18 protein-coding genes are annotated in these 19885 nt (G+C 65.8%); 10 read left to right on the top strand and 8 right to left on the bottom strand.

What is annotated here, in order from left to right:
* Window positions 1-40: 40 nt before the first annotated feature.
* Window positions 41-2068, bottom strand: coding sequence for a transcriptional regulator (locus ACSQ3Z_RS20860; protein ID WP_436173169.1), 2028 nt, complete (start codon window positions 2066-2068; stop codon window positions 41-43).
* Window positions 2069-2282: 214 nt separating this feature from the next.
* Here ACSQ3Z_RS20860 and ACSQ3Z_RS20855 point away from each other — a divergent pair, with 214 nt between their 5' ends.
* The 3 genes from ACSQ3Z_RS20855 to ACSQ3Z_RS20845 are packed head-to-tail and all read left to right on the top strand — an operon-like array spanning window position 2283 to window position 5720.
* Entirely contained in the window at window positions 2283-3368 is a 1086-nt protein-coding gene (locus tag ACSQ3Z_RS20855) for a PLP-dependent cysteine synthase family protein (protein ID WP_436173168.1), read from the top strand.
* Window positions 3369-3392: 24 nt separating this feature from the next.
* Window positions 3393-4865, top strand: a complete 1473-nt coding sequence (locus ACSQ3Z_RS20850; protein ID WP_436173167.1) for a pyridoxal phosphate-dependent decarboxylase family protein — start codon at window positions 3393-3395, stop codon at window positions 4863-4865.
* A gap of 24 nt (window positions 4866-4889) precedes the next feature.
* The gene (locus ACSQ3Z_RS20845; protein ID WP_436173166.1) at window positions 4890-5720 is read left to right on the top strand and encodes an alpha/beta fold hydrolase; all 831 of its coding nucleotides are present in this window, start codon (window positions 4890-4892) and stop codon (window positions 5718-5720) included.
* Here the strand turns inward: ACSQ3Z_RS20845 and ACSQ3Z_RS20840 are convergent.
* From ACSQ3Z_RS20840 to ACSQ3Z_RS20830, 3 genes are all read right to left on the bottom strand, one after another.
* Window positions 5717-6097, bottom strand: coding sequence for a YciI family protein (locus ACSQ3Z_RS20840; protein WP_436173165.1), 381 nt, complete (start codon window positions 6095-6097; stop codon window positions 5717-5719). The two genes, ACSQ3Z_RS20845 and ACSQ3Z_RS20840, sit on opposite strands and share 4 nt — an antisense overlap.
* 147 nt (window positions 6098-6244) lie before the next feature.
* Complete coding sequence (locus ACSQ3Z_RS20835; RefSeq protein ID WP_436173164.1) at window positions 6245-7654, bottom strand: ATP-binding protein; 1410 nt, start codon at window positions 7652-7654, stop codon at window positions 6245-6247.
* Window positions 7651-8367: a response regulator gene (locus ACSQ3Z_RS20830; RefSeq protein WP_436173163.1), complete on the bottom strand. Its 717-nt coding sequence runs from the start codon at window positions 8365-8367 to the stop codon at window positions 7651-7653. Before ACSQ3Z_RS20830 ends, ACSQ3Z_RS20835 begins: the two co-directional genes overlap by 4 nt.
* A gap of 237 nt (window positions 8368-8604) precedes the next feature.
* On the opposite strand from ACSQ3Z_RS20830, the gene ACSQ3Z_RS20825 reads away from it, so the two are divergent.
* The 4 genes from ACSQ3Z_RS20825 (at window position 8605) to clpS (ending at window position 10170) form a co-directional block, all read left to right on the top strand.
* Window positions 8605-8907, top strand: coding sequence for a hypothetical protein (locus ACSQ3Z_RS20825; protein WP_436173162.1), 303 nt, complete (start codon window positions 8605-8607; stop codon window positions 8905-8907).
* A 38-nt stretch (window positions 8908-8945) separates the two neighbouring features.
* The gene (locus tag ACSQ3Z_RS20820; protein WP_436173161.1) at window positions 8946-9197 is read left to right on the top strand and encodes a hypothetical protein; all 252 of its coding nucleotides are present in this window, start codon (window positions 8946-8948) and stop codon (window positions 9195-9197) included.
* Between the two features lie 173 nt (window positions 9198-9370).
* Window positions 9371-9733 carry a hypothetical protein gene (locus tag ACSQ3Z_RS20815; protein ID WP_436173160.1) on the top strand — a complete coding sequence of 121 codons (363 nt, stop codon included), beginning with the start codon at window positions 9371-9373 and terminating at the stop codon, window positions 9731-9733.
* Window positions 9734-9864: 131 nt separating this feature from the next.
* Window positions 9865-10170 (top strand): ATP-dependent Clp protease adapter ClpS, encoded by a 306-nt coding sequence (clpS, locus tag ACSQ3Z_RS20810; protein WP_120014723.1) that lies wholly within the window; start codon window positions 9865-9867, stop codon window positions 10168-10170.
* 214 nt (window positions 10171-10384) lie between these two features.
* Here clpS and ACSQ3Z_RS20805 read toward each other — a convergent pair whose 3' ends face one another.
* The 4 genes from ACSQ3Z_RS20805 to ACSQ3Z_RS20790 are packed head-to-tail and all read right to left on the bottom strand — an operon-like array spanning window position 10385 to window position 17207.
* On the bottom strand, window positions 10385-12472 hold the full coding sequence (locus ACSQ3Z_RS20805) for a hypothetical protein (RefSeq protein ID WP_436173159.1): 2088 nt from the start codon (window positions 12470-12472) through the stop codon (window positions 10385-10387).
* A 3-nt stretch (window positions 12473-12475) separates the two neighbouring features.
* Window positions 12476-15292, bottom strand: coding sequence for a DUF4159 domain-containing protein (locus ACSQ3Z_RS20800; RefSeq protein ID WP_436173158.1), 2817 nt, complete (start codon window positions 15290-15292; stop codon window positions 12476-12478).
* Window positions 15289-16203, bottom strand: coding sequence for a DUF58 domain-containing protein (locus tag ACSQ3Z_RS20795; protein WP_436173157.1), 915 nt, complete (start codon window positions 16201-16203; stop codon window positions 15289-15291). Before ACSQ3Z_RS20795 ends, ACSQ3Z_RS20800 begins: the two co-directional genes overlap by 4 nt.
* Window positions 16203-17207 (bottom strand): AAA family ATPase, encoded by a 1005-nt coding sequence (locus tag ACSQ3Z_RS20790; RefSeq protein WP_436173156.1) that lies wholly within the window; start codon window positions 17205-17207, stop codon window positions 16203-16205. The genes ACSQ3Z_RS20795 and ACSQ3Z_RS20790 overlap by 1 nt, the downstream gene beginning before the upstream one ends.
* A 147-nt stretch (window positions 17208-17354) precedes the next feature.
* Here ACSQ3Z_RS20790 and ACSQ3Z_RS20785 point away from each other — a divergent pair, with 147 nt between their 5' ends.
* From ACSQ3Z_RS20785 to ACSQ3Z_RS20775, 3 genes are read left to right on the top strand one after another with little or no spacing between them, the layout of a single operon-like run.
* Window positions 17355-17984, top strand: coding sequence for a DUF1285 domain-containing protein (locus tag ACSQ3Z_RS20785; RefSeq protein WP_436173953.1), 630 nt, complete (start codon window positions 17355-17357; stop codon window positions 17982-17984).
* Window positions 17984-18616 (top strand): CoA pyrophosphatase, encoded by a 633-nt coding sequence (locus ACSQ3Z_RS20780; RefSeq protein WP_436173155.1) that lies wholly within the window; start codon window positions 17984-17986, stop codon window positions 18614-18616. Before ACSQ3Z_RS20785 ends, ACSQ3Z_RS20780 begins: the two co-directional genes overlap by 1 nt.
* Window positions 18613-19884, top strand: a complete 1272-nt coding sequence (locus ACSQ3Z_RS20775; protein WP_436173154.1) for a CCA tRNA nucleotidyltransferase — start codon at window positions 18613-18615, stop codon at window positions 19882-19884. Before ACSQ3Z_RS20780 ends, ACSQ3Z_RS20775 begins: the two co-directional genes overlap by 4 nt.
* Window position 19885: the final 1 nt, after the last annotated feature.

The following is a 19885-nucleotide window of genomic DNA, read 5'->3' as shown; positions in this document are numbered from 1 at the left end:
AAATACTTAGAGCGGGGCAGCCCTCATCAGCTCTGGAAGTTCAATTCAATCCGATAAGCCTGGCGCCATTCCGGAAAAGGGCCTCCCCCTCAGAATCGAAACGGAAGGTGGCGATGAAATCGTCGGCGCGGTAGTCCGGCAGCGTCTTGCGGATGGCGGCGGCGAAGTTTCGTGCCTCGTCCTGCCGGCCCGCCAGCGCCAGGCAGTGCGCCGCGATCGACAAGATGATGGTGTGGGCGTTGGGCCGCGCGGCCGCTTTCAAGGCCCATTCAGCCGCTTCGTCGAACTGGCCGAGCCGGGCAAGCGCCATGGCCCGCGACCCCATCATCCCGAACAGCAGCGGATCGAAGGGGCTGAGATGGCGCGAATGATCGGATGAGCCGATCGCGGATCTCGGGTCGCCCGACTGGGAATGCACGAAGGACAGCGCGTAGTGGCCGAGCGCGAAGTTCGGGCTGAGGTCGACGGCTCTTTCCAGTTCGAGCAATGACCCGTCCCGTTCGCCACGCAGCCATAGTGCGCGCCCCATGGCCCAGTGGGCGGCGGGGTTGTGGTCGTCCACCAGCAGGCTCTGGCCGGCGCTTTCGAAGGCAAGCGCGGTTTCCTGATCGCGATCGCCCCAGCGCTGGAAGGCGTTCTGCCAATGGGTGAAGGAGAGGCCGGCATAGGCGCGGGCGAAGGTCGGATCCTGCTTCAAGGCCATGCCGAAGAACTGCTGGGCCAGTTCGTTCTCCGTGCGGGTGAAGCGGTACATGTGCCAGAGGCCGCGGTGATAGGCTTCCCAGGCATTGAGCGAGTTGGGTGCCTTCAGCATGGCGCGGTTGCGTTCGACCATGGCGATCTCGGCCGCGATCGAGGAGACGATGCTGTTGCCGATATCGTCGAGCACGATGAAGATGTCGTCCGGCTTGCGCTCGAAGGTCTCTGCCCAGACGATCCTCGCGGTGCGCACCTCGATGAGTTCGACCGAGACGATGACGCGGCCCGCCAGGCTGCGAACGGTTTCGGTGGCCACGTAATCGACGTTCAGCCGGCGCCCTGCATCCTCCGGCGCAATGTTTTTCTCGGCCAGCGCGAACATCGACCCGCGCGCGATGACGAAGAAATCCCTGAGCTTGGCGAGGCGGGTGATGATGTCGTGGGTCATGCCGTCGGCCAGCCCGCCGCGACCGCCATCCGCTGCGGGGTCCTCGACAAATGGCATCACCGCAAGCGAGGCCCGGCGCGATGCGGCGGCATCCGGTTCGGCAAGCGCAATCGGAACCTGGGGCGCGAAGGCAATCGCCGGCTGCGCGCCCGGCGTCGCATCCGACTGCCGGTCCTTGATCGCCCGCCATGCCGCGCGCACGGGTGCGAATTCCAGCTCTTCCGACTGAAACAGCTGTGCGGCGACAACAAGGTGTTCCTCGCACTGGCCGATCTGGCCCCGCCTGGCCAGGTTCTCCAGCAAGGCCACATGCGCGCGCACGTCGAAGGGCGCGAGTTCCAGCCATTTGTCGAGATAGGGAGAAGCGTCGGTGCCCGACGGCAGGATGTTGACCAGATGCTCCAGGATGGCGATGTGGCACGAGGTGAACCGGCGGCGTTGCGCAACCAGCCAGCTGTCGAAATGCGGACAGCGGTCCAGCTCCAGCCCATCGAGGAAATCGCCGGCGAACAGGTCCGACAGTGCCCGCAGTCGTTCTGGAGCAAGTGTTCCTATTCCCGCCGCCGCGGCAGCAGCGATCTCGACGGCATCGACCGACACGCCTTCCAGCCGCAGCCCGACCGCGTCGCCCTGCGTTTCGACCCTGCTGACATCAGGGTCGTCGAGAACGCCGCGCAGCTTGCTGAGGCACCAGCGAAGCTCGCCCCGCGGGTCGTTCGGCACATCCCACAGAAGCTCGCACAGGCGACTGCGCCCAACGGCATGCGGTGTGAGCGTGAGATAGGCCAGCAACGCACGCAGCTTGCGCGATGCCGGCAATGCTATCGCGACGCCGCCGCGGAGTATGGTCAGTGGCCCGAGCAGGCGCACGGAAAGGCCGGCCGCGACCTCGCCGTCCAGACTCTCTCGGGTGGATTCCACGGACAATTCCACGCTGGCTCCCACGCTGGCCACTCGGCCTCTGTTCTATCACCGAAGGCGACAAGGTGCATCCGGCAGCGAATTTCGGCGCCGGATGTCGCCATTGCCGCACTGTCGGCAAGTCGGGAACCGTAACGCGGCAAGGTCTCGAAATCGCGCCGCCCAAACCGCCGGCCTGTAACCGGCTCGTGACGACAGCTTGAGGAGAGCGGACATGTTGCATCAGTCAAAGATCAGGACCACGGCCGGCCGCGGCCGCCTGTTCGACAGCATTCTCGACACGGTCGGCGATACGCCGGTGATCCGGATCAACAATCTCAGCCCCGCGCACGCGACCATCTATGTCAAGGCCGAGTTCTTCAACCCGGCTGCCTCGGTCAAGGACCGGCTGGCGCTCAACATCATCGAGGCGGCCGAACGCAGCGGTGCGTTGCGGCCTGGGCAGACCATCGTCGAGGCGACCAGCGGCAACACCGGCATCGGGCTTGCCATGGTCTGCGCGCAAAAGGGCTATCCGCTGGTGGTGACGATGGCCGACAGCTTTTCCGTCGAGCGCCGCAAGCTGATGCGCATGCTGGGCGCCAAGGTGGTGCTGACGCCGCGCGCCCAAAAGGGTTTCGGCATGTACAAGAAGGCGGTGGAACTCGCCGAGGCCAATGGCTGGTTCCTGGCCCGGCAGTTTGAGACCGAGGCCAATGCGGCCATTCACGAAGCGACCACGGCGCGCGAGATCGTCAATGATTTCGCCGGCTCCAGGCTCGACTGCTTCGTCACCGGCTATGGCACCGGCGGCACCGTCGCCGGCGTGGCGCGCGTGCTGCGCCGCGAGCGGCCGGAGACCCGCATCGTGCTCACCGAGCCGGCCAACGCGCAGCTTGTCGGCAGCGGCAAGCCGCAGGAGCGTGCCAAAAATGGCGCACCGGCCGCCAGCCATCCGGCCTTCGAGCCGCATCCGATCCAGGGCTGGACGCCGGATTTCATTCCCAATGTGCTGCAGGAAGCGATCGACAAGCGCTACTATGACGAGGTGATGCCGATCGCCGGGCCCGAGGGCATCAAATGGGCCAAGGCGCTGGCGCAGCAGGAGGGGATCTTCACCGGCATCTCCGGCGGCTCCACCTTCGCTGTGGCACGCCAGATCGCCGGGACATCGCCGGCCGGCTCGGTGATCCTGTGCATGCTGCCCGACACTGGCGAGCGCTACATGACGACGCCGCTGTTCGACGGCATCGAGGCGGAGATGGATGCGGAAGAGATCACGCTTTCGCGTTCGACGCCCAGCTGCCAATTCGACGCCTGACAGCGGATCGCGGGGGACACCACAATGGACGCGATGCCGCAAACCTCGAGCGCGACAGCAGATGAAACGCTCGATCCCCTGGACTGGGCCGATATGCGGGCCCTGTCGCACCGGATCGTCGACGATGCCGTCGGCTATCTGCGCGACGTTCGCGACCGCCCGGTGTGGCGGGAGATGCCGGCCGAGGTGAGGGCGTTCTTCGACGCGCCCTTGCCGCGCTCGCCGGCGCCGCTCGCCGAAATTTATGGCGAGGTTGCCGACAACGTGATGGCTTACCCGATGGGCAACATTCATCCGCGCTTCTGGTCCTGGTATATGGGCTCCAGCAACTTCACCGGCGCGCTCGGCGATTTCCTGGCGGCGATCCAGGGTTCCAATCTGGGCGGCGGCAACCATGCCGCCGGCCTGATGGACAGCCAGGTGGTCGACTGGTGCAAGCAGATGGTTGGCTTTCCCGCCTCGGCCAGCGGCACGCTGGTCAGCGGCGGCTCGATGGCGAACATCATCGGGCTGACCGTGGCGCGCAACACCAAAGCAGGCATCGACGTGCGCGAACATGGCGTTGGCGCCATCGCGCAGCCCTTGCGTTTCTACGGCTCGGATCAGACCCACTTTTGCCACCGCAAGGCGATGGAGGTGCTCGGCCTCGGCAACCGGACGCTTCGCCGCATCCCGAGCGATTCCGCATTTCGCATCGACATCGCCGCCTTGCGGGCGGCGATCGCGGAAGATCGAAAGGCGGGCTTCAAGCCGGCCTGCGTCATCGGCAACGCCGGCACCGTCAACACCGGCGCGATCGACGATCTCAAGGCGCTTGCGAGGCTGGCGGCGGAAGAAGATCTCTGGTTCCACGTCGACGGCTGCATCGGCGCACTGATCGCGATTGCGCCGGAGAATGCAGCGCTCGTTGCCGGCGTCGAACAAGCCCATTCGCTTGCGCTCGATCCGCACAAATGGCTGCACGCGCCGTTCGAGGCGGGCTGCGCGCTGGTCCGAAATGCCGAGGCGCATCGCGGCGCCTTTGCCGTCATACCGGAATATCTGGAATCGACGTCGCGCGGCATCGCGTCTGGAAAATGGCTGCACGACTACGGGCTGCAAACCTCACGCGGCTTTCGCGCGCTCAAGGTGTGGATGGCCCTGAAAGAGCACGGCATGGAAAAATTCGGCCGGCTGATCGACCAGAACATCGCTCAAACCAGGTATCTGGCCGGCCTGATCGAGGCCGAGCCGGCGCTGGAGCTGATGGCGCCGGCGAGCATCAACATCGTCTGCTTTCGCCACCGCGCCAATGGGCTGTCCGGTGAGAGCCTGAAGGCGTTCAACACCGAGATTATGCTGCGACTCCAGGAAGAAGGCATCGCGGCCCTTTCGGATACCACCGTGCACGGCCAGCATTGCCTGCGGGTGGCGATCGCCAATCACCGCACCCGGTACGAGGATCTCGATCTGCTGGTCGCGGAAATCCTGCGTCTCGGCGCAGAACTTGCCGCGTGAGCGGCGCAGCACAGGGAGGGACGCATGTCGTCCATGGACTATGCGATCGACTATGCGGAAGAAGGCTCGGGACCGACCGTGCTGTTCATCCCGGGATCCTTCAGCACGTATGCGGCCTGGCGGCCGATGCAGAGATGGCTATCGCCTGACTACCGGATGATCGGCACCAGCCTTTGCGGATATGGCGCGACTGCGGAGACCCGCTCGCGCAATGATTTCGGCATGCCGCACGAACTCCGGATCATCGAGCAGGCGGCACGTCGTGCCGGAGGACCCGTGCATCTGGTCGGGCATTCCTTCGGCGGGACCGTTGCCCTCGCCGCGGCCCTGCAAAACTCCATCGACGTGGCGAGCCTGTCGCTCTTCGAGGCAAATCCCCTCGCGCTCCTCAACAGACAGCCGAGGCAAGGTCTCTATCAGGACGTTGTGAGGCTGAGCCGGGAGTTCAGCGCGGCGGTCGATGCCGGCGACGCCGATGCAGCCGGGATCATCATCGACTTCTGGGGCGGTCGAGGCACGTTTGCTGCGCTTCCCGAAATCGTGAGAACCCACTGCCGGCAGACAGCTCCGGCAAATGTGATCGACTGGCTGACGGATTTCAGTTTCGAGGCCGCCCTGGACGACTACAGCGCCCTCGACATCCCGGTTCTTCTCGTCAGAGGCGGGGTCGCCAACCCGGCCATGGTGGCGATGACCGACATGCTGCAACAGGCTTTGCCGCATGTGCATAGCGCGGTTGTCGAGGACGCCGGCCACTTCCTCATTGCGACCCATGCGCAAAAATGTGCCGCGCTGCTGACACGGTTCCTGACGATTGCAGACGTGGCTCTGCCGGAAGCCGCGATGGTTGCCTAATCCTGACCTGCGGGAAGCGGCGCGCCAGGGAGATAAAGCATGATCGGGCGGATTTCGTAGACGGCAGTGGGATTGACGCGTCTGAGATCGCGCGCTGTTGCAATCGCCTCTTCCTGGCTGGCGCAGTCAAGGACGTAGAGGCCCAGCAACTGCTCCTTGGTTTCGGCAAAGGGACCGTCGATCACCATGCCGTCGCCTGGGCCGCGCAGCGTGGCGGCCTCGGCGGTCGCGCCCAGCCTTGCCGCCGGCCCGAGTTTTCCCTCGCGGGTCAGCCTGGCGTTGACCTCGAGCAGGTCGTCCATCAGTGCCGCATCCTCGTCAGGCGTCCAGGACTGGACGGTCTGTTCGACGTGGTAGGCCAGAATCGCATAGAACATGGGACGGTCTCCTCAAATCAAGGTTCTACAGCGTCCTTTGCGCGTCCAAGAGGGCGCGCGGCGCTGTAGTGCCGGATCGGGCGGCACTATCACAAGGATGGCGGGACTGATCCAGCCCTGGCGTCGATCAGCCGACCGCCTCCTGACTCAACCTGCCAGCGGCAGGCGCAGTTCCGTCAGCAGGCCGCCACCGGGATGGTTGGAGAGGCTGATTTCGCCGCCGGCGGCACGCGCAATGTTGCGGGCAATGGTCAGGCCGAGGCCGAGGCCGCCGGTCTGGCGGTTGCGCGACTGCTCGATGCGAACGAAAGAACCGAACACCGTGTCGAGCTGGGCCTGCGGGATGCCGGGACCCTCGTCGCGGATGGCGAGCGTGATCGTGTCCTGCGACCGCTCCAGGCTGAGATGTGCCTTCTTGCCGTAGGTCGCGGCATTCTGGACGAGGTTGGTGACGCAGCGCTTCAGCGCCACCGGCCGGGCGATGCAGATCAGGCCGCGCGGCCGCGTGCCGTCATGGTCGAACGAAACCTCCTCGAATCCGTCGGCGATCGATTCCACCAGCGACCAGAAATCGATACGTTCGGCTTTCTCCTCGGTCACCTCGAACTTGGCGAAATCGATGACCGAGCTGGCGATGCTCTCGATATCGGCGAGATCATGCGCCAATGCCGCGCGGGCCGGCGATTTGCGCAACAGTTCGAGGCGCAGCCGCATCCGTGTCAGCGGCGTGCGCAGATCGTGCGCAAGTGCTGCCGCAAGGTGCTCGCGGTCCTCGACATAGTCGCGCAGCCTGACTTGCATGGCGTTGACCGCCTTGGCCGCGGCACGAATCTCGCGGCTGCCCGACTCGGCGATCGGCGGGCTCTTCAAATCGTGGCCGATGCGCTTCACGGCGGTTTCCATCATCCGATATGGCGCTGTCAGCCGGCGCAGCGACCAGATCGACATCACCACCACCAGCCCGGCGATCAGGGCATAGAGCGGCAGGCTGTCGAAGCTCAATATCGGGCCTACCGGCGTGATCGGCTCGGTGAAGTTCAGCCACTGCCCGTCGGCGAAGCGGAGCGAGGCCGTCAGCTTGTCGCTTTGGGCGAAGTCCGCCGCCAGCACCAGAAGGTCGCGCTCCACCTGGCCGACATCCTTGTTCATGATCGCGCCGCCGGGAGCATCCGACTCGCGCGTCGCCGGATCGCGCCGCACGCGCGCGTCGGTGATGCCGAATTTGGTCAGGCGCCCGACCAGAATGTCCTCCAGCTCGGCGAGTTCGTCGTCGCCGGCGATCGAGGAGGTGACGGCCGGCGTGTCCGAAACGGTCAGCGCGTAGGTGGCGTTGAACAGGCCGGATGCGGTCGCCTTGCGTTCCTCGGGCGTCGCATCGTGCATCAGCTGCACCAGCGAGAAGGCGCGGTCGTTGAGCCGGTAGAGATCGACCACGTCGTTGGCGGCGGCGCGGTCGCGCGAGACGATGTAGAGCGTCGCGACCTGGCTGATCAGCAGGCCGGCAATGACGATGAGCAGCACCCAGACAGGCAGGGTCTGCGGCAGGAAGCGTCTCATTCGGAGGTCGTTTCGGGCAGGAACTGATAGCCGCCGCTGCGCACGGTCAGGATCAGTTTCGGCGTCTTGGGATCGTCTTCCATCTTGCGCCGCAGCCGGCTGACCAGGATGTCGACGCTGCGGTCGAAGCTGTAGCCGGTGTCGCCGCCCGAGAGCTCGATGAGCTGGTCGCGGGTGAGCACGCGCTGCGCGCTCTTGACGAAGGTCTGCAGCAGGTTGAACTCCGCCATCGTCAGCTCGACCCTGACATCGCCGGGCGCCGTCAGCCGGCGGCGCGAGCAATCCATCGTCCAGCCGGCGAAGTGGTAGATCTGCTTGGTTGTCGGACGGCGCGGCTCGGCGGCACCGTTGCGCCTCAGCACGGCGCGGATGCGGGCCAGGAGCTCGTGCGGATCGAAGGGTTTCGGCACATAGTCGTCGGCGCCCGTCTCAAGGCCGACGACGCGGTCGGTCGTCTCGGTGACGGCCGTCAGCATGATGATCGGCGTCGTGTGGTTGGCGCGCAGTTCGCGGCAAAGCTCCAGCCCGCTTTTGCCGGGCAGCATCACGTCGAGAACGATCAGATCGACCTGCATGCGGCGCAGGATAGCTTCCATCTCGACGCCGTCGGCGGCAACGGTCGTGTGCAGGCCCCGCTTCTGGAAGAACTCCTGAAGCAGGTCGCGTATGCCCTTGTCGTCGTCGACGATCAGTATGTGTGCGTCGGATTTCACGGGAACCCTGTCATTGCTGGTGGCCAAGCCGTCATTCGATCATCTCCCACACGATAGAATTCGGGCCATATGTTGGCCAGTGGCGATCGTACAGCCCAAGGCAGATGCGACAGAAACAATCCAGAAACAAAATTCTACAGTCCGGAAAAACTCACGAAAAAATTCAAGGGCATAACGGTGTCGTGGCGGTCAGGTCATCGGCTGCGACGCTAGTCTCCGGAGTAACGGACAAGACCAATGCATAGGTTCTCGATCAGCTTGATGGGTGCGTTGCTCGGCATTTCGCTCGTCACGGCCGCGGTCGGAGCCTCCGATGCAAAGGTGGCGCCGATCACCCGGGCCGAGCGCTGCAGCGACCTCAACCGTCAGGTTGACGAAGCCCTCGAAACCCATGCCGCGGCAACGCAGGTCACCGCGGCGAAAGCACTGCAAAGAAAGGGAAACCGGTTCTGCGCCAACAAGAAACAGGCACAGGGAATCCGGATGCTCGCAAACGCTTTGAAGCTGCTTGGAGTGACACCGAACGACCCGGTTCAGTGACGCTCAATCCCCGACCCGCATAAAAAGGAAATGAAGCCATGAACAAGTCCCTCCTCTCCGCCCTTGGTCTCGCTGTTGCTCTCGCCTTCTCGATGCCGGCTCTTGGCAACGCGGCTGCGACCACGACCGCTGCTCCCGCTGCTTCGACGACGACCGCTCCGGCTGCTGCGCCTGCCAAGGCCGCTCCGAAGAAAGTTGCAGCCAAGAAGACCGTCAAGGCCTGCAAGGTGACCAAGACGCACAAGTGCCCGGTCAAGAAGGCGCCGAAGAAGGCCGCCAAGAAGTCCTGATCCAGGCCTGGCAATAGCCAGCTTACCTGACAAGGCCGCTCCAGCCGGAATTCGGCTGGAGCGGCCTTGGATCAAGCCGGAGCGCCGGCGGCGTCAAGCCCGGCATGCCAAACTGGTTCAACGGCCGGCGATCCTTAACCCGATCGCAATGCCGGCCCTGTAGGACAATCCGCATGAAGCGGCTTTCGTCCATTCTGCGCTCGATGGTCATCGGTGGCCTGGTGGTCAGCGGAGTGGCCAAGGTGTTGATCCTGCTCTCCGCCAGCCCGGTGCCGGACCCGGCCAGCGGACGAACCGAGCCGTCACTGTTCGCGCCGAAAATATCCACCGACTGGGACTACATCACGCCCGGGCAAACCTGGCTGCTCATCGTGCTGACCGGCACGGTGCTGATCTGCTTCATCGCCTGGCCGGTGGCGGCCTGGATGGAGCGCCGGGTCGATGCGCCCGATACGAGATCCCGTCCCGAATCACCACCTGTCGCGACGGTGCGGCAGATCCCGCCGCGGCGCATGTTCGGCCGCCATGGCCGTTGAACAGCCGTAGTCAGTGACCCACATAGATTTGTCAGAGATCGCGCTGCTGCTTAGCCGATCGAAAATGGATGACCGCTTTCGCCCGTGACAAAGTCGAGGCGAATTTTCCGCTTGCAGTTGCCAGGTTTCCAATGCCTGAAACCACCACCACACCGCGCACCAAGACGCAGCCCAAGACCGAACGGCCGAAGCTCTACAAGGTCATCCTCATCAACGACGATTTCACCCCGCGCGAGTTCGTGGTGACGGTGCTCAAGGGCGAGTTCAAGCTGAGCGAAGACCAGGCGCAACGGGTTATGATCACCGCGCACCGGCGCGGCGTCTGCGTCGTCGCGGTCTTCACCAGGGACGTCGCCGAGACCAAGGCGACGCGGGCGACCGACGCCGGCAAGGCCAAGGGCTACCCGCTGCTTTTCACGACCGAACCGGAGGAGTGAGGAGCGGTCGCCCGTAGGGCGATCAATCGACAACGATTTGTCGATTGAAGCGACGAACGCCCGGAGCCATAGCGGAGGGCAGGGGCCGGTCCGCCAGGCTGAGGAGCGCCAGCGGCAGCGACCAATTTGAAGGCAGCATCGCAGCGTGCGCGCCGCCCCTCATCCGCCCTTCGGGCACCTTCTCCCCGTAAACGGGGAGAAGGAAAAGGAAGGCTCACCGCCCCTCGCGGTACCACATCGAGCCCATCGCCAGAAGCAGCAGGCCGAGGCCGAGGAAGCCGCCGAACAGCGGCACGCGAGAGACGGCCTTCAGGACGCTATCGTCGGTGGTGCGCAGCCCAATCCAGTCGTTGCCGGACGCCGCACCCGTGGAGCGGACCGGGACGATCGAAGGCAGCGTCACCCCGCCGGCGAGGTTGCCGAGCGTGGATGAGGGCGCCAGCCGGCGCACACTGCCGCCGGTCGCCTCCGCCGGCGCCTTCAGCCGGTCCTCGGTGGAGATGACGTCGGTGAACTCCGGCGCGTTGATCGGACCGACATGGGCAAGCGCGGTGAGATCGCCATTGCCGACCTGGTAGAGGCCGATCTCGCTGGTCTGGACGGTGCCGAGGAAAATGCCGGGCTCGGATTTTTCGAGCCTGACGATCAGCGCCTTGCCCGACGGCGTGATCACCTGCGCCGGGCCAGGGTCGTCGCTCATCGTCTGGCGGCGGATCTCCAGTGTCATGCCACGCCCGTCGGCGGTCAGGCGTTCCTCTTCGAGCTCGGGCTCCTTCATCAGCCAATGGGCGATGCGGCGATAGAGCTGGACATGCGGGCCGCCGCCCTCGAAGCCGCGTGCCCACAGCCAGCCCTGGTCGGACAGAAGCATGCCGACGCGGCCTTCGCCCTTGCGGTCGAGCAGCAGCAGCGGCCGGTTGTCGGCGCCCTTCATCACTACCTCGCCCTCGGGGTTCTCGACGCCGATGGTGCGGAACCAGCGGCTCCAGTGCGGCGGATCGGTGGCCGAGCCATCCAGCCCGCGCGTCACCGGATGACGCTGGCCGAGCTCGGTGAGGCGCGGGTAGAAGGCCTTGTCGACGACCTCGCCGGTCGGCATCGCCGGCAGCGCCGACATCAGCGGCGTGCGGGCGATCGAGCTTTCGCCGGCATATTCGGGTCCGGCGGCGATCAGCAGCGCGCCGCCCTTTTCGACATATTCGGAGATGTAGTCGTAATAGAGGATCGGCAGCACGTCGCGGTGCTGGTAGCGGTCGAAGATGATCAGGTCGAAATCCTTGATCTTCTCGACGAACAGTTCGCGCGTCGGAAAGGCAATCAGCGACAATTCGTTGATCGGCGTGCCGTCCTGCTTTTCCGGGGGGCGCAGAATGGTGAAATGGACGAGATCGACCGAAGCGTCCGACTTCAAGAGGTTGCGCCATGTGCGTTCGCCGGCATGCGGCTCGCCGGAAACGAGCAGCACGCGCAAATTCTCGCGGATACCGTCGATCAGCGCGATGGCGCGGTTGTTGGCGTCGGTCAGCTCACCCGGCACGGGGTCGATGGCGAGCTCGACGATGTTGCGGCCGGCGCTCGGGATGGTCACCTGCAGCGGCATCGCCTGGCCGATGGTGGCGTGTTCGACCGAGACCTGTTCGCCGTTGACCGAGACGCGGACATCGACCGGGCCGGCCTGATTGTCGGTGGCGATGACGCGGTAGCTCATGTCGAGCGGCTTGCCGACCAGGCCGAAACGCGGCGCATTCTCGAAGCGAATGCGGCGATCCTTCTCGTGCTCGTTGCCGGTGATTAAAGCGTGCAGCGGCGCATGGAAGTCGGGTGCGGCGGGCGGCGCATCATGCACCTCGCCATCGGTGATCATGATGGCGCCGCCGATGCGCGACGGCGGCACGTCGCGGAACGCGCCTTCGAGCGCGCCGAACAGCCTGGTATCGGTGCGCTCCTCGGCCGCCTCGGACCTGCCGGCCTCGACGACGCGCACGTCGAACTGCTTGAAACGGCCGAGGCGCTGCTGAAGCCCGGCCAGCGCTTCGTCGGTCTGTTTGGTGCGCTCGCCGATATCCTGGCTCTGGCTGCGGTCGACGACGATGGCGACGACGCTTTTCAAGGCCTCGCGTTCCTCATCGAGGAAGACAGGATTGAGCAGGGCAGCACCCAGCGCAAGCAGGGCGGCGAACCGGAAGATCGAGCCGCGCTGGCGAAACCACAGGCCGACCAGCGCCAGCAGGACCAGCGGCACCAGCACGGCGGCGAGCAGCGGCCAGGACAGAAGCGGTTCGAAGTTGATCGACCAGTTCATGGCTTACTGCCCCAGCCGTTCGAGCAGGACGGGCACGTGCACCTGGTCGGATTTGTAGTTGCCGGTCAGCATGTACATCATGATGTTGACGCCGGCGCGCAGCGCATAGATGCGCTGCATCGGGTCCGCCGGCACGGTCGGCAGAAGCGGGTCGCCGTTCTCGTCGACGGCCCAGGCGCCGGCAAAATCATTGGCGGTGATCAGGATCGGCGAGACGCCGTCACCGACGCGCACGGGGCGATTCTCGGTGTTGCTGGCATCGAGCGAGGCCTCGACCCAGAGCGGGCTGCCGGCGAAGCGGCCGGGAAACTCGGGCAGGATGAAGAAGGACTTGGTCAGCACATGGTCCGATGGCACCGGTTCCAGCGGCGGCACGTTGAGATCGCCGAGAATGTCGCGCAACCGCTCGGTCGCCTGGCTGGTCGAATCGGCGCCGATGCCGTTGGCGAACTGGTCGCGGGTGTCGAACAGGACCGTGCCGCCCTGCTGCATATAGGCATCGACGCGTGCGATCGCCGCTTGGCTCGGCATCGGCGCTGCAGGGTCGATCGGCCAGTAGATCAGTGGGTAGAAGGACAGTTCGTCCTTCGCGATGTCGACGCCGGCCGGCGCTCCGGGTTCGAGCGCGGTCTTCTCGATCAGGAAGCGGGTCAGGCCTTCGAGACCAGCGCGGCTGATTGAATCGACGCCAGGCTCGCCGGTCAGCACATAGGCGATGCGGGTCTTCGCGATGTCCTCGATCGCCTGGGCATCGCCCGGCTTCGCGTCGTCGGCGCGGGCGAGGTCGGCATGGCCAAGGAGCGCGCCTAGCGCGATCAGCACTGCGGCCGCCGTTGCCGCCGCGCGGCGCGGCCGCCGCGACAGCAGCCCGCCCATCCAGAACACCGCCAGCGTGTCGAGCACCATCAGCACCAGGGCGGCGGCGACCAGCGCCCCTTTCAGATTGCGCGACTCGTCGAAGGCGTACTGGACGGGGGTGACCGGCAACGAAACTTGAGGCCGGTCCAGCAGCGCAAAGGTGCTGTCGGCCTCGAGCAAATTGTGGGCGAAGACGCCGGTCTCGGAGCCGTAGAGGCCGGGCGGGTTCTCGAACGTCACTGGCAGCGGGCCGGCGCCGGGCACCAGTGGCCGCGCATCAGGCGTCGGCGGCACCAGCTCGCCGTCGGCGGCAATCATCCGGTAGGGCGCCAGCGAGGTGGCGGCGGCTTCGGCGTTGGCGATCGCCGCACCCTGGTTGCGCGACAGCTGCACGATGCGGCGCAGCATCTCGACGAAACTGCCCGATATGGGCAGGTTCGACCAGGTTGCCTCGGGCGTGACGTGGAACAGGACGAGCGTGCCCTTGCCCTTCTTCAGCCCGGTCACCAGCGGCGTGCCGTCGGCAAGAGTTGCCCAGGTGCGCTCGACGATGTCGGGTGTCGGCTCGGCCAATACTTGCCTGGTGACGGTGACTTCGGCCGGCGGGGCGAGATCGGCAAAGGGACCGGCTTTTGGAAACTCGGTGACCGGCTGCGGCGTCGTCCACGACAAGGCGCCGCCCATCGAGCGCTCTCCGGTACGCAGCCTGACCGGCAGCAGATCATCATCATTGCCGGCGGCGGCCAGTCGCGAACCGGCAAAGCGCACCAGCGTGCCGCCCTTGTCGACCCAGTCGACCAGCCGCTGCTTAACCTGTTCCGGAATGGTGCCGACATCGGCCATGACGATCATCGCCGGCTTCTGGTCGAGAAGCTGCGGGATGGCGTCGGCAAGGTCGACGCTCGACGGCTCGACCAGATCGGCGAAAGGCTGCAGGGCGCGGCGGATATAGTAGAGCGGCGACAAAAGCGGCTGGGCCTGGTCGGCCTCGGCTTGCGACAACAGCCCGACACGGCGGCGCTTGGAGCTCTCGTCGAGCACCCGCACGGCGCCGGCCTGATGCTCGCCGTCAAGCGCGATCGAGGCGAAGTCGTTGCGCAACTCGAACGGCACCGCCATCGTTCCGGTGGCGGTGGATTCGCCCGGCGAGAAGGTCAAAGTCGCGTCGGCGATACGGCGGCCCTTGTCGTCGAAGGCGCCGGCGGTGACCTGAGCCGGCGCCGGATCGCCCGGTGCGCGGATGGCGGTGAGCGCGAACCCGTCGACCTGGTTGTCGGCGACAGTAAGGCCGGTCAGCGACAGCCTGTCGGACGTCGCCCAGACGAGGCGCGCCGCGTTCTTCGACAGCAGCGTGTTGAAGGCGGATTCGTCGCCTTGTGCGGCCAGTCCGTCGGCGAGCACGGCGACGCTGGCGCCCGGCAGGCGCTCCAGGGCGGCCGCGACGCGTGCATAGATGGCCGGGCGGTCGGTCGGGATCGGCCGCGGCTTTGCCGCGCGCAGCCGGTCGAGCGCTGTGGCGGCATCGAAGGGACCGATCTCGGCATTGGGCTTCTCGGCGGTGAAGGCGATGACGACGGGCACGCCATTCGAGCTCGCGTCGGCGATCAGCCGTTGCGCGGTGGCGACGCGCTTACCCCAGTCGGCTGCACTTGCCCAGTCATTGTCGATGACAAGTGCCAGGGCCGAGCCCTCGGCGGGTAACTTTTCGCGCGGATTGAAGACGGGTTCGGCGAGCGCGGCGATGACAAGGGCGGCCATCAGCAACCTCAGCAGCGTCAGCCACCACGGGCTCTGATGCGGCGTCTCCTCGCGCTTCAGCACGCGCGCCAGTATCTTCAGCGGCGGAAACACTTCCGTCTGCGGCTTGGGCGGGGTGAGCCGCAACAGCCACCAGATCACCGGCAGCGCCAGCAGGCCCCACAACACCATGGGCGCACCGAAGGAAAGCGGCAGCCAGCTCACGCGCTGATCTTTCCAGCATAACTGCTTTCAGCGGTCATCGCCATGTGGATGCGCACCAGCGCCTCGGAAGCCAGCCGATCGGTGTGGTTGACGGTAAAGCTCCAGCCGAGCCGCTTGCACCAGCCGGCCAGCTCCTGGCGGCGGGCGGTGTAAAGCAGGCGGTAGTCGTCGCCCAGCATTTCGGCACGGCCGGCGGTCAGCTTGTCGCCGGTCTCGGGGTCGGTGAATTCGGTGCGGCCGGCATAGGGGAAGGTTTCCTCGGCCGGGTCGGCGACCTCGATCAGATGGGCGCGCACGCCGTGGCGGGCGAGCACGTCGAGCCAGGCCATCGTCTCTTCCACCGGGTCGAGGAAATCGCTGACGATGACAATGTCGCAGAAGCGGCGGATGCCGGAGAGATCAGGCTTTGCCGGCAGCGCGCCGGCATGGGTGAGCTGGGCCGCGATGCGCTCGGCGCCGTTGCGGGCCGTGAACGGATCGGTCAGGCCCGGCCAGGCGATGCGTTCGCCGCTGCGCGACAAGAGCTCCGCCATGGCGAGCGCCAGCACCAGCGCGCGCGATTCCTTCGAAACGCTGGCGCCGGCGGATTTGTAGAGCATGGACGGCGAGGGGTCGGCCCAAAGCCATACCGTGTGCGCCGCCTCCCATTCGCGATCGCGTACATAAGTGTGGTCGTCGCGGGCCGATCGGCGCCAGTCGATGCGCGAGGAATCGCCCTCGACATAGGGGCGGAACTGCCAGAAATTCTCGCCAATGCCGCGCTTGCGGCGGCCATGCCAGCCGGCGATCACGGTGTTGACGATGCGGCGCGCCTCGACCAGGAGGTCCGGCACCAGCGAGGCCCGCAACCGGCCACGGGCGAGCGCGTCGCGCGTCGCTACCGGTGCCTGGACCTCGCCTATGCGCGCCATCAGATGCCTTTTGCCAGTTTCGCCACCACGTCGCGCACCGAGGTGCCTTCGGCGCGAGCGGCGAAGGTCAGCGCCATGCGGTGCTGCAGCACCGGCTCGGCCAGCGCACGGATATCGTCGACCGAAGGTGCCAGCCGCCCATCATACAACGCGCGAGCGCGGGCGCACAGTGTCAGCGCCTGACTGGCGCGCGGGCCCGGACCCCAGGCGACAAGCTTGTCGGTTTCGGCATGGCCATGGCCGGGACGGGCCGAACGCACCAGCTTGAGGATCGCCTCGACGACACTTTCCGGAACCGGCATGCGGCGGATCAGCATCTGGATCTCCTTCAGCCGTGCCGGCTGCAGCACGTTCGCGGCCTTGGCATCCTCGACGCCGGTGGTTTCCAGCAGGATACGGCGCTCCGCCTCGATTTCCGGATAGAGGATGTCGACCTGCATCAGGAAGCGGTCGAGCTGGGCCTCGGGCAGCGGATAAGTGCCCTCCTGCTCCAGCGGGTTCTGTGTCGCCAGCACGTGGAACGGCGCCGGCAGATCGTGGCGGGCGCCGGCGATAGTGACGTGATATTCCTGCATCGCCTGCAGCAGCGCCGACTGGGTGCGCGGCGAGGCGCGGTTGATCTCGTCGGCCATCAGCAGTTGCGCGAAGATCGGCCCGGAAATGAAGCGGAACGAGCGCTTGCCGAATTCGTCCTGTTCCATCACCTCGGAGCCGAGAATGTCCGACGGCATCAGGTCGGGGGTGAACTGGATACGGCGGGAATCGAGGCCGAGTACGACGCCCAGCGTCTCGACCAGCTTGGTCTTGGCGAGACCGGGCACACCGACCAGCAGCGCGTGGCCGCCGGCCAAGAGCGCCACCAGCGTGCGTTCGACGACCGCTTCCTGGCCGAAGATGACGCGCCCGACGCCGTCGCGGACCCTGGAGATGTCGGCCAATGCCTTCTCCGCCTCGGCGATCATGTCTTTTTCGCTGATCGGGCTTTCCTTGATCATCACGCTCATGGCCGCATCGATCCTTGTGTTGGAAATACCGGCTTGCACTTGTCTGTGCCGCAGAATGCCGCGATTCGGCCTCGCATGGCGCCTGCGTTTGAATTTAAATCACAGACTTAGGCTGACAAGCGGAACAACAGTGACTATTTCGTGACCATGACGGAACGCTCCGAACATGCTGAAGAGAGTCTGACGGCCGCCAGGGAAGCGCGCGGACTGGAAGCACTGATCTCGCGGGCGACGCGCGCCGGCAAGGGTCCGGCGCCGGTGGAGCGCTGGAATCCCGACTTCTGCGGCGATCTCGACATGGAGATCAAAGCCGACGGCACCTGGTTCTATCTGGGTACGCCGATCGGGCGCATGCCGCTGGTGCAGCTCTTTTCCACGGTTTTGCGCAAGGACGCAGACGGCAAGACCTATCTGGTGACGCCGGTGGAAAGGGTGGGTATCCGTGTCGCCGACGCGCCCTTCGTGGCCGTCGAGATGGACGTGTCCGGCGCCGGCGACGACCAGGTCATCACCTTCCGCACCAATGTCGGCGACGTTGTCGAGGCCGGGCCCGACCATCCGCTTCGCTTCGTCGACGAGGACGCCACCGGCGGCCTGAAGCCTTACGTTCTGGTGCGCGGGCGGCTGGAGGCGCTGGTGGCGCGGCCGGTGATGTACGAGCTGGTCGAGCATGGCGAGGAAATCGACCTCGGCGGCCGGACGATGTTTGCCGTCCGCTCGAAAGGCGAGGTCTATCCGATCATGCCGGCGGAAAAATTGAAGCGGCTGAGCGCGTGATGGACCAGGTGACGCCGGCGCCGTTTTCCACCGCTGATTTTCGCGCGCGCTTCGCCGCGCAGCCGGATGCGCATGCCGGTGACGATCTTGGCGATCATCGCTTCAATCCCGGCCATCCACGCCTGACACAAGCCAAGCCACTGCGCGACGCCGCGGTGTTGATCCCGGTGGTCGATCATCAAGGCGATGCGACAGTCTTGCTGACAAAACGGGCCGAGAAGCTGCGCAGCCATTCAGGGCAGGTGGCTTTCCCCGGCGGCACGATCGATGCGACCGATCCCAGCCCGGAGGCGGCGGCGCTGCGCGAGACCTTCGAGGAGATCGGGCTTGGCGAGGATCGCATCGAGATCATCGGCCGCATGCCTGACTATGTCGCGGGAAGCGGCTATCGCATCGCGCCGGTCCTGGGCATCGTGCGGCCGGGTTTCCAGCTGACGCTGAATTCCGAGGAGGTCGATGCCGCCTTCGAGGTGCCGCTGCGCTTTCTGATGGACTCGGCCAACCACAAGCGGGACAGCCGCATGTGGAACGATCTCGAATGGTTCTTCTACGATATGCCTTATGACGACCGGCGTATCTGGGGCGTCACCGCCGGCATCATCCGGACGCTCTATGAAAGGCTCTATGCGTGAGTGCTCCGGTCTCGCTTGCGGGCAGGGCCGACTGGCTCGGCGAAAAGCAGCTGCAGCGCCTGCTTGCCGCCTTAACGGACGGCGGCGAAGAGGCGCGCATTGCCGGCGGCGCGGTGCGCAACGCGCTGATCGGCCAGCCCGTCGCCGACATCGACATCGCGACCACTTGCGTGCCGACGGAAACCATCCGCCGCGCCGAAGCGGCGGGGTTCAAGACGGTGCCGACCGGCATCGAGCACGGCACCATCACCGCGGTCGCCGGCGGCAAGGCCTATGAGGTCACCACGCTGCGCGCCGACATCGAAACCGACGGGCGGCGGGCAAAAGTGTCGTTCGGGCGCGACTGGAAGCCTGACGCCGAGCGGCGCGACTTCACCATCAACGCGCTCTATGCCGAGGCCGACGGCACCGTGGTCGACCTGGTTGGCGGCATCGCCGACATCGAAGCGCGCCGGCTGCGCTTCATCGGCGATCCGGAAGCGCGCATCCGCGAGGACTATTTGCGCATCCTGCGCTTCTTCCGGTTCTTCGCCTGGTATGGTGATGGCCGACCCGACGCCGAGGGGCTGAAGGCCTGCGCGCGGCTCAAGGACGGGCTCGGCCAGCTTTCGGCTGAGCGCGTCTGGTCCGAGCTGAAGAAGCTTTTGTCTGCGCCCGATCCGTCACGCGCCCTTTTGTGGATGCGCCAGGCCGGCGTTCTCACCAGCGTTCTACCGGAGAGCGAGAAGTGGGGCATCGACGCCATTCACGGGCTGACCAGGACCGAAAAGGAGCTGGGTTGGACGCCGGACCCACTGCTCAGGCTTGAGGCGATGGTGCCACCCGATGCGGGGCGGATAAAAACGCTTGCCGAGAGGCTGAAGTTCTCGACCGGTGAGGCGGATCGCTTGCGCCACTGGGCGCTGACGGCGGCCGTCGAGCCCAAGGCAACCGAAGGCGAACTGGCGAAAAAGCTCTATCGCGGCGATCGCCGGGGCTTTGTCGACCGGCTGCGGCTTGCGCTGGCCTCCGCGCGGGCGCGGGCTGTCGAGAACAATGAAGCCCTGCTCGACGCCGGCGGCTTTTCGCGCCAGCTTGGTTTCGCGCTGAAATGGCAAAGGCCCGACTTTCCGGTCAAGGGCGCCGATCTGACAGAACTTGGCGCAACGCCGGGACCTAAGCTCGGCGCCATCCTGAAAAACCTGGAAAGGGAGTGGGTCGAGTCCGGCTTTGCGCTCGATCGCGGCGCGCTGCTCGAGCGCGCCGCTGAAGCCTTGAAAGCCAGCTGAG

It is taken from the genome of Mesorhizobium sp. LjNodule214 (assembly GCF_964252735.1).
In the GTDB taxonomy this organism is placed as follows: domain Bacteria; phylum Pseudomonadota; class Alphaproteobacteria; order Rhizobiales; family Rhizobiaceae; genus Mesorhizobium.
The sequence above is the reverse complement of the archived record's forward strand: the minus strand, read 5'-3'. Positions and strand labels throughout refer to the sequence as shown.